The 13282-nt window shown below is 59.3% G+C and carries 13 protein-coding genes; 7 read left to right on the forward strand and 6 right to left on the reverse strand.

Features of this window, described 5'->3' with window-relative positions; genetic code table 11:
- The first annotated feature begins 62 nt into the window (after positions 1-62).
- On the forward strand, positions 63-878 hold the full coding sequence (locus tag BBDE_RS04310; RefSeq protein ID WP_033489277.1) for an HAD-IIB family hydrolase: 816 nt from the start codon (positions 63-65) through the stop codon (positions 876-878).
- Positions 862-1620 (forward strand): ComF family protein, encoded by a 759-nt coding sequence (locus BBDE_RS04315; RefSeq protein ID WP_003840582.1) that lies wholly within the window; start codon positions 862-864, stop codon positions 1618-1620. The genes BBDE_RS04310 and BBDE_RS04315 overlap by 17 nt, the downstream gene beginning before the upstream one ends.
- On the opposite strand, the gene BBDE_RS04320 is transcribed toward BBDE_RS04315, so the two are convergent.
- From BBDE_RS04320 to glgB, 3 genes are read right to left on the reverse strand one after another with little or no spacing between them, the layout of a single operon-like run.
- Positions 1599-2675, reverse strand: a complete 1077-nt coding sequence (locus BBDE_RS04320; protein WP_012902075.1) for a sensor histidine kinase — start codon at positions 2673-2675, stop codon at positions 1599-1601. The genes BBDE_RS04315 and BBDE_RS04320 overlap by 22 nt on opposite strands.
- An 11-nt stretch (positions 2676-2686) precedes the next feature.
- Positions 2687-3409 carry a response regulator transcription factor gene (locus BBDE_RS04325; RefSeq protein WP_003842169.1) on the reverse strand — a complete coding sequence of 241 codons (723 nt, stop codon included), beginning with the start codon at positions 3407-3409 and terminating at the stop codon, positions 2687-2689.
- A gap of 15 nt (positions 3410-3424) precedes the next feature.
- The gene (gene glgB / locus BBDE_RS04330) at positions 3425-5680 is read right to left on the reverse strand and encodes a 1,4-alpha-glucan branching protein GlgB (protein ID WP_003840577.1); all 2256 of its coding nucleotides are present in this window, start codon (positions 5678-5680) and stop codon (positions 3425-3427) included.
- A gap of 137 nt (positions 5681-5817) precedes the next feature.
- Between glgB and BBDE_RS04335 the strand changes: the two genes are divergently transcribed.
- Entirely contained in the window at positions 5818-6414 is a 597-nt protein-coding gene (locus BBDE_RS04335; protein ID WP_003840576.1) for a CarD family transcriptional regulator, read from the forward strand.
- Positions 6415-6423: 9 nt separating this feature from the next.
- Positions 6424-6900, forward strand: coding sequence for a 2-C-methyl-D-erythritol 2,4-cyclodiphosphate synthase (gene ispF / locus BBDE_RS04340; RefSeq protein WP_003840575.1), 477 nt, complete (start codon positions 6424-6426; stop codon positions 6898-6900).
- 2 nt (positions 6901-6902) lie between these two features.
- Here ispF and BBDE_RS04345 read toward each other — a convergent pair whose 3' ends face one another.
- From BBDE_RS04345 to BBDE_RS04355, 3 genes are all read right to left on the reverse strand, one after another.
- Entirely contained in the window at positions 6903-7739 is an 837-nt protein-coding gene (locus BBDE_RS04345) for a metal ABC transporter permease (RefSeq protein ID WP_003840574.1), read from the reverse strand.
- Positions 7736-8623, reverse strand: a complete 888-nt coding sequence (locus BBDE_RS04350; protein WP_012902077.1) for an ABC transporter ATP-binding protein — start codon at positions 8621-8623, stop codon at positions 7736-7738. The genes BBDE_RS04345 and BBDE_RS04350 overlap by 4 nt, the downstream gene beginning before the upstream one ends.
- Positions 8624-8763: 140 nt before the next feature.
- Entirely contained in the window at positions 8764-9810 is a 1047-nt protein-coding gene (locus tag BBDE_RS04355; protein ID WP_003840572.1) for a metal ABC transporter solute-binding protein, Zn/Mn family, read from the reverse strand.
- A gap of 141 nt (positions 9811-9951) precedes the next feature.
- Here BBDE_RS04355 and BBDE_RS04360 point away from each other — a divergent pair, with 141 nt between their 5' ends.
- The 3 genes from BBDE_RS04360 (at position 9952) to coaE (ending at position 13282) form a co-directional block, all read left to right on the forward strand.
- Positions 9952-10827 carry a bifunctional methylenetetrahydrofolate dehydrogenase/methenyltetrahydrofolate cyclohydrolase gene (locus tag BBDE_RS04360; protein WP_003840571.1) on the forward strand — a complete coding sequence of 292 codons (876 nt, stop codon included), beginning with the start codon at positions 9952-9954 and terminating at the stop codon, positions 10825-10827.
- A gap of 155 nt (positions 10828-10982) precedes the next feature.
- On the forward strand, positions 10983-12455 hold the full coding sequence (rpsA, locus tag BBDE_RS04365) for a 30S ribosomal protein S1 (RefSeq protein ID WP_003840569.1): 1473 nt from the start codon (positions 10983-10985) through the stop codon (positions 12453-12455).
- A 203-nt stretch (positions 12456-12658) separates the two neighbouring features.
- Positions 12659-13282 (forward strand): dephospho-CoA kinase, encoded by a 624-nt coding sequence (gene coaE / locus BBDE_RS04370; RefSeq protein WP_033489308.1) that lies wholly within the window; start codon positions 12659-12661, stop codon positions 13280-13282.

The following is a 13282-nucleotide window of genomic DNA, read 5'->3' on the forward strand; positions in this document are numbered from 1 at the left end:
CGGAGGTCGTGTCGTGCGCTACCATAATGACATTGGTCCAGCGCGGGGAAGGAAGGCATACATTGGCGGTGGTTTCAGTACCGATGTGGAACGACGTGGATGTCGACGCCCTGTGTTCCGGTGCCCGTGTGGTGGCCTTCGACCTTGACAATACGCTGGCGCGCTCGAAAAAACCCATGAAGGATGACATGGCCGAGCGATTCTCGCTCCTCACCACGCTGATTCCCGTGGCCGTGGTCTCAGGCGGGAAATACGCCTTGGTGACCAGTCAGATCACCGACCGCCTGACTGCCGAGGCCAATCGATTCCATCTGCATCTGATGCCGACCAGTGGTACCCGGTATTATCGCTGGGACGGCGGGGCTTGGGAACAAGTCTTCGCCCGTGACCTCAGTAGCGAGGATCGCGCCAAGGCCATAGCATCCCTGGAACGCAACGCCAAGGCGCAAGGTGTGTGGTCCGGCACTCCGTGGGGGGAGCGTATCGAGGACCGTGGTAGCCAGATCACTTTCTCCGCACTCGGGCAGAATGCACCCGTGGAGGCGAAGGAGGCATGGGACCCCACCAATGAGAAGAAGAATCGCCTTGCGCAGGCGGTCGCTACCGATCTGCCGCATTTGGCGGTACGTTCAGGAGGCTCTACCAGCGTCGATATCTCCGCGCGCGGCATCGACAAATCATTCGCGGTGCAAGAATTGGCGCGGATTCTCGGCATAGACGTGCATCAGATCATCTTCGTGGGAGACCGCATGGATCCCGATGGCAACGATTATCCGGCCGCAGTGGCGGGTACGCGTGCCGTACGCGTCACCGGGCCCGCCGACACCGTGATGCTGTGTGACGACATCATCGAATCCCTGCGTGGGCAAGCCGGGTGATCGCATGGGGGAGGCGGCGCGCATGGCGGCGATGATCGCCGACCTGATGTTCCCCAGAGGTTGCGCAGGATGTGACTGCCCGGATGCCGTGTTATGCGTGGAATGCCGGAAACTGTTCCACCAACATGTGGAGCGATCCTTGCCAGGCGTTGTGATGGATCGCTGGTTTGCCTGCGGTTGGTATCGCGGTTCCGTACGTCGCGCGATTCTGTCGTGGAAGGACCATGGTGATGAGGAATGTGACGGGCCGCTATGCGAGATGCTGCACGACCTCGCGCGATCCTGTGGGCTGATTGATCTGCTTCGTGGCGGAGTGCCATACGATGGCCCCATTCTGATTATTCCGGCGCCATCATCCCGACATTCTGTACGTCAACGTGGACGCAGACATATGATGCAGCTCGCCAAACGTCTGGCCCGCGACGTTCGGAGGACAGGCCTTTCGGCAAAGGCTTGCAACGCATTGGAAAGCAGAGGGGTAACACGCAGGTCGGTGCAGATGCAAGGCGTCGTTCAGCGTTCCCGGCGATTGAAGGGCCATGTTACCGTCCGATCGGGAATCGATGTACGTGGCGTGCCCGTTGTGTTGATTGACGACATCATCACATCCGGTACCACGATGCGTCGCTGCGTCGAGGTTTTGCAACAGGCCGGCGCGACCGTGGTCACCGTGCTGGCGTTGGCTTACACGCCGCCCTGCGGATCGACGCAGGAAAACGATCACTCGTCATCGGCGGTGTGATATTTCGGCAGGGTGATTTCAAAATCGGCGCCACGTTGGTCATCGACCACGCGTACGGTACCGCCATGCAGCTGTGCCGCCCATCGGGCGATCGACAGTCCCAGTCCGGTGCCGCCCGATTCGGTGCCGGGACCGGTTTTGCCTTTGACGAAGCGGCGGAAGATGTCGGATCGTGCCTCTTGCGGAATCTGCGAGCCAAAATTGACCACATTGGTCACGATGGTACCGAAATCCTTGTTCTCATGCGCCTCGATGAGCACCGTGGTGTCATCGGCGGAATGCTTGAGCGCATTGGCGATGATGTTGGTGAACAGCTGGCGCAGGCGATCCTGGTCACCCTCCATCTCGATGTTGGCGGGTATGTGCATTTCGATGTCATGCGCATGGCCGGCATCCGCTATCTCCAACGGTTCCACGGTTTCGTCAATGAAATCACGGAAATTGAACTTTTCGATCTGGAGACTGGCCGCGCCGGCCTCCATGCGCGACAGATCCAGCAGAAACGCGATGAGGTCGGACAGGCGGTGCGTCTGATTCAGGATGCTTTCCAGATTGGCCGGCGTAGGCTCGACCACGCCGTCGGCCATGTTTTCGACCATGGCCTGCAACGCCGAGACCGGAGTGCGCAATTCATGGCTGACGTTCGCTACCATATCTCGGCGCATCTGGTCGGCATGCTGCAGTTCCTCGGCCATCTCGTTGAAGGAGATGGCCAACTGGCCGACTTCGTCGCGGCTGTTCGAATCGACATGCACGCGCACGGTGTAATCGCCATCGGCCATGGCCTCGGCGGCGTCTCGCATCTGACGCAACGGAGAGGTAAGCCCCCGGGAGAAGAAATAGGTGATGCCCAAAGCCACGGCAAGCGTAATCGGCATGGCGATCCATACGCTTAGGCCTACTTTAAGCAGGAACCAGGCCATGATGAACGCGATGGCCGTAGCGATGACGATCAACACGCTCAGTTCGATTTTCAACGAGGACAGCAAACCAATGGGGCGTTCGGTCTCCAATGGATTGACCGAACGCCCCTTATTCGAATCGGAAGTACGCATATTACCGCATACTACTGCTCCGGTGGCTCGAATGCATAGCCGACGCCATGTACGGTGCGAATGGTCTGCGAACCCAGCTTGTGGCGCAATGCCTTGACATGCGAGTCCACGGTGCGGGTGCCGGAGGCATCCACCCAGTCCCACACTTCTTCGAGCAGCTTCTCACGGGTGAGCACGGACTTGGGCTTGCGGGCCAGCGTGGCCAACAGGTCGAATTCCGTGGGAGTCAGATGCACCTGCTCGCCATTGACGGTGACGATGCGTTGCGCCGGATCGATGACCAGCGAACCGAAATCGAGGATCTTCTCGTTTTCGGAGTTCTTCGCGATGACCTTGGCACGGTCTACGCGGCGAAGCAACGCCTTGCAGCGTGCGATGAGCTCGCGCATGGAGAACGGCTTGGTCATGTAGTCATCGGCTCCGGCACCGAGACCGATGACCTTATCGGCCTCGTCGTCCCGCGCCGTCAGGATCAGCACGGGAACCGGACGTTCCGCCACGATGCGCTTGGTCGCTTCAAGACCGTCCATCACCGGCAACATGATGTCCATGATCACCAGATCGGGACGTAGCTGCGTGGCAGCCTGTACGGCGCTCGCGCCGTCGGAGGCCACGCGGGCCGTCCATCCTTCCGCGGTAATGCGCTGCGCGATGGCAGTGGCCAACGTTGGTTCATCCTCGACCACCAAAACGGTACGTGGGGTGGCCGAAGGTCGTGCTGATGTGTTGAGCATAGCGATCCGCCTTTCTCAGAGTTCTGGCTTCAAGAATACTGCGCCCAAAGCCGGAACGGTGATGGTTGCGGACCAATCGCGCGAATGGTATTCGCCTTCGACCGCTTCGAACGTGCCGTTATGGATGTCGGATCCGCCGTAAATCTTGTCGTCGGTGGTCAGCACCTCGGTCCACTTGCCACCCTTGGTGAGCGGCACCTGGTAATCCTGCCAGGCTTCGCCGGAGAAGTTCACGACGACGACCATCTGCTCGCCATCCTTGCCGATTCGCACAAAGCTTAACGTATTGTGGTCGGCATCATCGCTGGTGAGCCACTGGAAGCCGGCCGGTTCGAAATCCTGGCTCCACAGTGCAGGCGATTCCTTATAGAGCGCATTGAGATCGGCGACGAGCTTCTTCACGCCGCGATGATCGGGCCAATTGAGCGCATCCCAATCCACGGAGCCGTCATGGTCCCACTCGCCATACTGGGCCACCTCGTTGCCCATGAAGGACAGGTTCTTGCCCGGATGGGCCCACTGGTAGGCGAACAGGGCGCGTACACCGGCATAACGTTGCCAGTCGTTGCCTGGCATCTTGCCGAATACCGAACCCTTGCCGTATACGACCTCGTCATGGCTGATGGGCAGCACATAATGCTCGGAATACGCGTAGACCATGGAGAAGGTGATCTCGTTATGATGCCACTTGCGGTTGATGGGCTCCTCGTGCAGATATTGCAGGGTGTCATGCATCCAGCCCATATTCCACTTGAGGCCGAAGCCGAGGCCTCCGGCATCGGTCGGTGCGGTGATGCCGGGGTATGCGGTGGATTCTTCGGCGATCATCATGATGCCGGGATTGTTCTTATATGCGGTGGCGTTGGCTTCCTTGAGGAAATCGATGGCCTCAAGGTTTTCGCGGCCGCCGTAGATGTTCGGATGCCACTGGCCCGGCTCACGGCTGTAATCGAGGTACAGCATCGACGAGACCGCGTCCACGCGCAGCGCGTCGACATGATACTCGTCCAGCCAGAAGCAGGCGTTGGCCACCAGGAAGTTGCGCACTTCGCGGCGCCCGAAATTGAACACGTAGGTGCCCCAGTCCGGGTGCTCGCCACGCATCGGGTCCGGATCTTCATACAACGGGGTACCGTCGAAACGGCCCAATGCGAACGCATCCTTCGGGAAGTGGGCCGGAACCCAATCCATGATTACGCCGATGCCGGCCTCATGGAGTTTGTCGACCAGATATTTGAAGTCGTCCGGGCCGCCGAGTCTGGAGTCGACCGCGTAATAGCCAGTGACCTGATAGCCCCAGGAGCCGGAGAACGGGTGCTCGGCCAGCGGCATGAACTCCACATGGGTGAAGCCCTCTTCGGCCACGTACGGTACGAGTTTGTCGGCCAACTCGCGGTAGTTGTGCACATCCTTGCGCCAGCTGCCTGCGTGCACCTCATAGATGCTGACAGGGCCGTTGTGCGGATCGGTGACGGCGCGCTTGGCCATCCACGCCTCATCATGCCATTCATGTTCGGAGTCGACCACGACGGAGCCGGTACGCGGCGGAATCTCATGCGAGCGCTCCATCGGGTCGGCCTTCATTGTCCACTCGTTGTTGGCGTTGAGAATCTCGTACTTGTAGATCTCACCGTCGCCGACACCTGGCACGAACAATTCCCAGACGCCTGAGGAACCCAGCTCGCGCATGGCGTGCGTACGGCCGTTCCAACCGTTGAAGTCGCCGACCACGCGTACGGCATGCGCATTCGGAGCCCATACGGTGAATGCGGTGCCGACCACCTGTTCGCCGGGCGTACCATCCGCGGAACCCATGGGATCGTCGTAGCGCAGCACATGCGCGCCGAGAGCCTCCCACAACCGTTCGTGACGGCCTTCGCCGAACAGGTACATATCCATGTCGCCGATGGTGGGCAGGTAACGGTACGGATCGTCGGACACCACCACGGTACCGTCTTCGTATTCAGTGCGGATGCGGTAGTCCGGCACACCATAGCTGTCATCGTTCCGAATCGCCTTGACGAGGGCTATGAACACGCCATTGAATTCATGAACCGCCTCGGTCTCGGCGTTCTGCGTGATGATCGTCACGGATTTCGCCAGCGGACGCAACACGCGGATCGTGACGACATCCTCGTGCTTGTCGGACCCGAGATGCCCGCCGAGCACCTCATGCGGATTGTAAAACGTACCGTTGCTTACTGCATCCAGGTCGCCCTGAGCAACAGGAACGGCAACGACATCTTCTTTGATCTTGGATTCTGTAGCCATGGCAAAAGTGTAAGCACGATTGGTCGAAAAATGGCTTCGTGTCGCGCTTTATTTTCATTTTTTCGCTGGTTTTTGGACAAGTCCATGCCGGATGGCACAATAATTCGGGTTTTGTGTAAGCTTTTCACGGAGGATTCATGGGTTACAAGGTCGGCGACATGGTCGTCTATCCACGTCACGGCGCTGCGAAGGTGGAGGCCATAACCGAGCGGACGGTCAAGGGGGTTACCCGTGAATACCTGCAGCTGTCGGTATTGTCGTCTGACGGTTTGGTCATCAATGTTCCGGTGGACAACGCCAAAAAAGTCGGCGTGCGCGACATCGTCGATGCCAACGAGGTGGCGAAGGTCTTTGAGATCCTGCGCACTCCGATCATCGAAAAGGAAATGAACTGGTCCCGTCGTTACAAGCTGAACGTCGAGAAGATCGCCACCGGTGACGTCAACAAGATCGCCGAAGTGGTGCGTGATCTGGCGCAGCGGGACGTGGATGAGCATGGTCTGTCCGCCGGTGAGAAGCGTATGCTTACGAAAGCCCGTAGCATCCTCACCTCCGAGATCTCATTATCTGAGCATCTCGAGGAAGGCGAGGCCCAACGCCTGCTTGACGTGAATCTGGGGTACGAAGCTCCGCAGCCAGGAGACGACCAGCATCACACCGAAGCCCCGCAGGAGGCCGCGATGGATACGTTGGCCCGTGTTGAGGCCGAAGGCAAGAAGTCCAAGAAGAAGTAAGGCTCTCTGATGCGCATCGGTCAAGGTTTCGACGCCCATCGATTCGCTGATTCCAATGCAGGCAGGCCGTTATGGCTTGCCTGTTTGCATTGGGAGGGTGATGGCATAGCGGGTGATTCCGATGGTGACGTCGTCGCACATGCGCTGATCGACGCATTGCTGGCAGCCGCGCACCTTGGTGATATCGGAACGTTGTTCGGCGTGGGCGAAAATTCCGACGGTGCCGGCAAACATGGTGCCGAAATGCTGCGTACCGCTGTCGGCTATCTGAAGGACCATGGTATGCGGCCGATAAGTGCCAGCGTGGTAATCATCGCCAATCGCCCGAAGATCGGCACGCGTCGCATGGAGGCGGAAGCGGTGTTGTCTGCAGCGATCGGTTGCGAGGTGTCGGTGACGGCCACCACTACGGATGGCATGGGATTCACCGGTTCGGGGGAGGGCGTAGCCGCCATCGCCAACGCCCTTGTGGAACCGGTGGAGTAGGGCTATCTTCTATTCAGCGCACCCACTGCCTTGGTAATGGCCCAGAACAAGGTGGAGATGGTCACGATGATGAAGCTCGGGGGAGCTGGGAACATCGCGGACAGGATCAAGCCGCCCCAGATGGAGACCAGGCAGATCGCACTGGCGATGACCATCGCTTTGAACGGCGAACCCGCGAGAATGTTCGCGGTCGCGGCAGGGGTGATGACCAATGCGAAAATCAGCAACGTACCCACGGCGGGCACGGCGATGGTAATCACGCCGGCCATGATCGCCATGAACGCGATGTTCATCAGGCCGACGGGCACGCCCTTGGCCTGAGCCACCTGCTCATCCAATGAGCTGAACAGCAGTGGACGGTAGATGAGCGCCAACACCGCCAACAGCACGATGTCGAAGACGGCGAAGCCGATGATCTGGCCGGTGGTGATGGTCAGAATCGATCCGAATAGAATCGACTGCATCTGTTGCGAGGCGGAACTTGAGAGTCTGGCAAAAAACAGACCCATGCCAGTGGCGAAGGCCAACACAGTGCCGGTGGCGATTTCGCGTTGCGACGCCTTCTTGCCGAGGGCTCCGATGACCAAAGCCCCGCCGAGAGCGAATATCCCCATGCCGACGGAGACCGGCAGTCCAATCAATATCGCACCGGTGGCTCCAGGCAGTCCGATATGCGCCAAGGCGTGCGAAGCGAATGTGGAATGGCGTGCGATGGTGAAGTATCCCATCACACCCGCAGCCAGGGCGATGCACAATCCGGCGAGAAATGCGTTGGCCATGAATGGTGCCGTCAGCGTCGACATCCAGTCCGGGTCGAATGCGAATGCGGTGTGGCTCATGCGTGTTGCCTCTTTCCGGTGTGCTGGTGGAATTGCGCGACCTCTTTGGGATCGTGTGCGTCGACGATTGCGTTCCTAGGTTCGTCGTCGCTGGGTGTCACGAACATGTCTCCCTGCGGCGTGGTGACCACCTGCACGGTGGTGCCGTACAAGTGGGTGAGCAGTTCCGAGTCCAATACCTCGTTCATGCGTGCATAATGCGGGTGTCCGTCAAGCAGATACACGGCACCGGTAAGAATCGGCAACAGCATGTTGAGGTCATGGGCGACCACCTGAATGGTCATGCCGAGTTCTCGATTGAGTTTGGCAAGTACATGCACGGTGGCTCGCTGGCTGGCCAGATCGAGGTTGGCGAGCGGCTCGTCGAGCATCAGTAGCTGCGGGTCGCTCACCAATGCCTGGGCGATGGCCGCACGTTGGCGCAATCCACCCGACAATTCGGAAAGCCGGTATGAGGCCTTGTCGAGAAGACCGACGAATTCCATGGCTTTGCGGGCCTTCTCACGTTGGGCGCGCGTGACGGGATGAATGCCGAAACGAGTGCCGGTCAAGCCAAGCAATACCGATTGTTCGGCGGTGAGATTCGACTCGATGTCGACGGCATAGCTTTGCGGTACGTAGCCGATGTGCTGATTCATGGCACCGGCCGGTTTGCCGAGCACCGTGATGCTGCCGGCCGTGGTATCGATCAGACCAAGTTCGGCCTTCATCATCGTGGTCTTGCCTGCGCCGTTGGTGCCCACGATGGCGGTGACCGAACCGCTGGGAATGCTGAATGAGCCATGCCGCCAGATCACACGTCCGCCACGTTTGACGCAGGCATCCTTGAATACAATCGCGGCTTGCGGTGCCTGCCCGTCGGGAGAGTCGGTGCCATCGTGCATGAAAAGCTCCTTTATGATGTCGTTTCCGTTCGTATCATGACAAACAGTGTTGACAACCATTCTCAATAAGAGGGGGTGTTTCCCGTAATGATCGCGGGAAGCACCATCCTTAAGGCGAGCCTTGGAATGCGTCTGCGGCGTTATTTGCCGGGATCCGGCTGTGACTCCTCCGTCGCATTTTCGGATGGCGAGGCCGATTCGGATGATTCGCTCGGCGATGACGTCGCGTTTTCGGAGGAATCGTCTTCGGCATCGGTCGTCGCCATCGTTTCCGTCAGGGATGTGACCAGCGACAGGATCCAGGAGGTCAGGCTCGACTGATCGGCCGGCATCTGTTCCGTGACGTCGAATACCGGAACGTCGGACTTCTGTGCGGTGCCGGTCAGCAGATTCGTGGCATCGCTGGCTTCCTGCACGTTGTTGACCAGCAGGTCGACCTGATGCTTTTCCAGCAATTCCTGGAAGGCCTGTAGATCGGCCGGCGCCGGTTCCGCGTCGGAGGCGGCCGATTGCGCATATCCTTCGGGGGTCTTGTCATCAAAGCCCATATCGCTCAGCAGATAGTATGCGACCGCTTCGGTGGCCGCATATGTGGCGCCTTTATGCGTGCTGCTGAAGGTTTTCATCGCCTTCTCGACCTTGCTCTCCCGTTTGTTCCACGCGGAAAGCTTGCCTGCGAAGTATTTCTTCCGTGCCGGCATGATGCGGCTGTAGGTGTCGGCCAGCTCCTTGGCCATGGCGTTGCGGGCGTCGTTGGAGAACCACAGGTGAGGATTGTCCCCCTCCATGGCTCCGACCATTTGCGCCGCAGATACGCTGACGGTGCCCTTCGTCAGATTCTTCGTGGCCCAGGCGTCATAGCCGGCTCCGTTGGAGACGACGACCTGTGCCTTCTGAAGAGCGGCGACATCGGCGGTCTTGGGCTCGAAATCATGGGCGTCCACGGAGGTCGAGTTCAGAATGGAAGTCACCTTCACATAGGTTCCGCCGATCTGCTCCGCAAGGGAGCCCCATTGATTGACCGATGCGACTACGGTGATGGGGGAGGTCTGCTCGCTCGTCGAAGCCGAAGCGGTCGGTCGCTCGTCCGGCGAATCGTGGCCGAAGCAGGCGGTGGCGCCGAACACCATGCACATGACGATGCCGGCGGCAACGGTACGTAGGAGGGAACGCTGATGCAGACGCATGCTGGAATGCCTTCTTCCTAAAATCATCCCGGTCGTGTTCGTCTCGCGAACGTGCGCACGACTTCCGACTGAAACCAAGATAGCCTACGATACATGCAAACGCCAATAGGCCAAGGTCATCTACACGAAGGGAACGCCCGTATGGCAACGAAAATCGACGGCAAGATGATATCCGCACGCATCAAGGAGGACCTTGCTCGGCGGGTCGCCGCATTGAAGCAGCGGGGCGTCGAACCGGGATTGGGGACCATTCTGGTCGGTTCCGACCCGGGTTCGGTCAAATACGTCGCCGGCAAGCATGCCGACTGCGCCGAGATCGGCGTGACGTCCATCAAGCGCGAATTGCCTGCGGATGCCACCTTCGATCAGATTGCGGCGGCGGTGAATGAACTGAACGCCGACCCCGCCTGCACCGGCTACATCGTGCAGTTGCCGTTGCCGAAAGGCATTGACGAAAACGCCGTCATCGACCTGATCGATCCGAAAAAGGACGCGGACGGCATGCATCCCTACAATCTGGGCGAGCTGGTGTTGCATCCCCGTGGCGAGATCGCCACGCCGTTGCCGTGCACGCCACGTGGCGTCATCGAACTGCTTGGAGCCTATGACATCGATCTGAATGGCAAGGAGGTATGCGTGCTTGGGCGCGGCATCACCATCGGCCGCACCATTGGACTGATGCTCACGCGCAAGGAAGTCAATGCCACGGTCACGCTATGCCATACCGGTACCAAGGACGTGCGAGACCACATGCGTCGCGCCGATGTGATCGTGGCCGCGATGGGTTCCGCCGCGTTCGTCAAACCGGACGACATCAAGGAAGGGGCGGTGCTTGTCGATGTTGGCGTCTCCCGAGTATTCGATGAGGAGGCCGGCCGTTACCGTGTCAGGGGTGATATCGACAAAGCCTGTTACGAGAAGGCCTCGGCCTATACGCCGAATCCAGGGGGAGTGGGTCCGATGACCCGTGCCATGCTGCTGGAGAACGTGGTCGAAATGGCCGAACGCCGGCACTGAGAGAGCAAGCCGATTATTTCGGGCGTGTCGCGTGAAGATTCCGCTCGTTTTTGTGCACGGTCTCCTGTAGACTTAAGTTTTGTGTGTGCTGTACGCGCACCCGGTATAACTGAAGAACGATTTTATCCATCCACTATTTGTAAGAAACCAAATTAATGGCAGAGAACAATAACGAAGTCGCCAAGGTCGCCATCAACGACATCGGCACCGAAGAGGACTTCATCAAGGCAGTCGATTCCACCATCAAGAACTTCGATGATGGTGATCTGGTCGAAGGTACCGTCGTCAAGGTCGATCACGACGAGGTGCTGCTCGACATCGGCTACAAGACCGAGGGCGTCATTCCCTCCCGTGAGCTTTCCATCAAGAAGGACGTTGATCCTGACGAAGTCGTCGAGGTCGGCGACACCATCGAGGCTCTTGTCGTCACCAAGGAAGACAAGGAAGGCCGTCTGATCCTGTCCAAGAAGCGTGCACAGTACGAGCGCGCCTGGGGCGATATCGAGAAGATCAAGGAAGCCGATGGCGTTGTCGAAGGTACCGTCATCGAAGCCGTCAAGGGCGGCCTTATCGTCGACATCGGCCTGCGTGGCTTCCTGCCGGCATCGCTGGTCGAAATGCGTCGCGTGCGCGACCTGTCCCCGTACATTGGCCAGAAGATCAAGGCCAAGATTCTCGAGCTCGACAAGAACCGCAACAACGTGGTCCTTTCCCGTCGTCAGTACCTCGAAGAGACCCAGTCCGAAGTGCGTGAGACCTTCCTGTCTCAGCTCAAGAAGGGCCAGATTCGTGAAGGCGTCGTGTCCTCCATCGTCAACTTCGGCGCATTCGTCGATCTGGGCGGCGTTGACGGCCTGATTCACGTTTCCGAGCTGTCCTGGAAGCACATCGACCACCCGTCCGAGGTCGTCAAGGTCGGCGATAAGGTCACCGTCGAGGTGCTCGACGTCGATCTCGACCGTGAGCGCATCTCCCTGTCCCTCAAGGCCACCCAGGAAGATCCGTGGCAGCGCTTCGCTCGCACCCACGTTCCTGGCCAGATCGTCAAGGGCAAGGTCACCAAGATCGTTCAGTTCGGTGTCTTCATCTCCGTCGAAGACGGCATCGAAGGCCTCGTGCACATCTCCGAGCTGGCCAACCGCCACGTGGAGAACCCGGAGACCGTCGTCAAGCCGGGCGAAGAGGTCTTCGTCAAGGTGATCGACGTCGATCTTGATCGTCGCCGCATCTCCCTGTCCCTCAAGCAGGCCAACGACTCCGTCGATCCGGCTTCCGAGGACTTCGATCCGGCTCTGTACGGCATGCCGGCAGAGTACGACGAGCAGGGCAACTACAAGTATCCGGAAGGCTTCGACCCGGCAACCAACGAGTGGATCGCTGGTTACGAGAAGCAGCGTGAGGAGTGGGAGGCCCAGTACGCGGCAGCCCACGACCTGTGGGAGCAGCACAAGGAGTTCGTCGCCAAGGAACTCGAGAACGCAGCCGCTTCCGCCGCCGAGGACGGCCAGGCTCCGAAGGAAGAGAAGGTCGAAGAGGTGTCCAACTACTCCTCCGAGAACACTTCCGCCGGTACCCTTGCCGACTCCGACCAGCTCGCCGCTCTGCGCGACCAGCTGCTCGGCAAGTGATTGGCCTGTGCTGACGGGCAACCGTTAGGCAGATGACTTCAAACCCCGTACCTATGTGGTGCGGGGTTTTTCGCTGCCATAATCTTCTTCCCGTCACTCCGATGGATATCATGCATACCTTCCATCGCCGTGAGCGGAGCATGTTGAGCCCGGAGCATTGCACCGCCTTGCCGGTGTCCGTTCGACTCGGCACAATGACAGATGTGACGATTCGAATTGGTCTGACTGGCGGCATCGCAGCCGGCAAAAGTACGGTATCCGCCCATCTGTGCGATCTTGGTGCGTTCGTCATTGATTATGACGAGCTGGCTCGTGAGGTGGTTGCCCCGGGAAGCGAGGGGCTGCGTCGAATCGTTGATTCTTTCGGTGCGGATGCGCTGGATGAGCGGGGCGAGCTGAATCGTGCGTGGATGGCGGAACAAGTGTTTTCAGGCCAGACTTCGGCGGGGATGCGGAAACGGCTCGACGACATCGAACATCCGCTGATCTATCAGTTGGCGTTGCGCAGGGAGCGTGAGGCAATGGCGGCGAACCCGCAGGCCGTGATCGTGCATGATGTTCCGCTGTTGGCTGAGGTCATCGACGACATGCCGGTGCGTTTCGACCATATCGTCACCGTCGAGGCGCCGGAGGATATGCGTGTGAGACGGATGATGGCGACCCGGAACATGAGCGAGGAACAGGCCTGGGCGCGTGTCGGCCATCAATCCTCGGCACAGGAACGCATGGCCATCGCCGATGTGGTCATCGACGCCACACATAATATAGAACGTATGTTCGAAGATGTTGATAGACTGTACGCACAGTGGCGCTTGGAAGCAAGGTGA

The organism is Bifidobacterium dentium JCM 1195 = DSM 20436, from assembly GCF_001042595.1.
GTDB lineage: Bacteria > Actinomycetota > Actinomycetes > Actinomycetales > Bifidobacteriaceae > Bifidobacterium > Bifidobacterium dentium.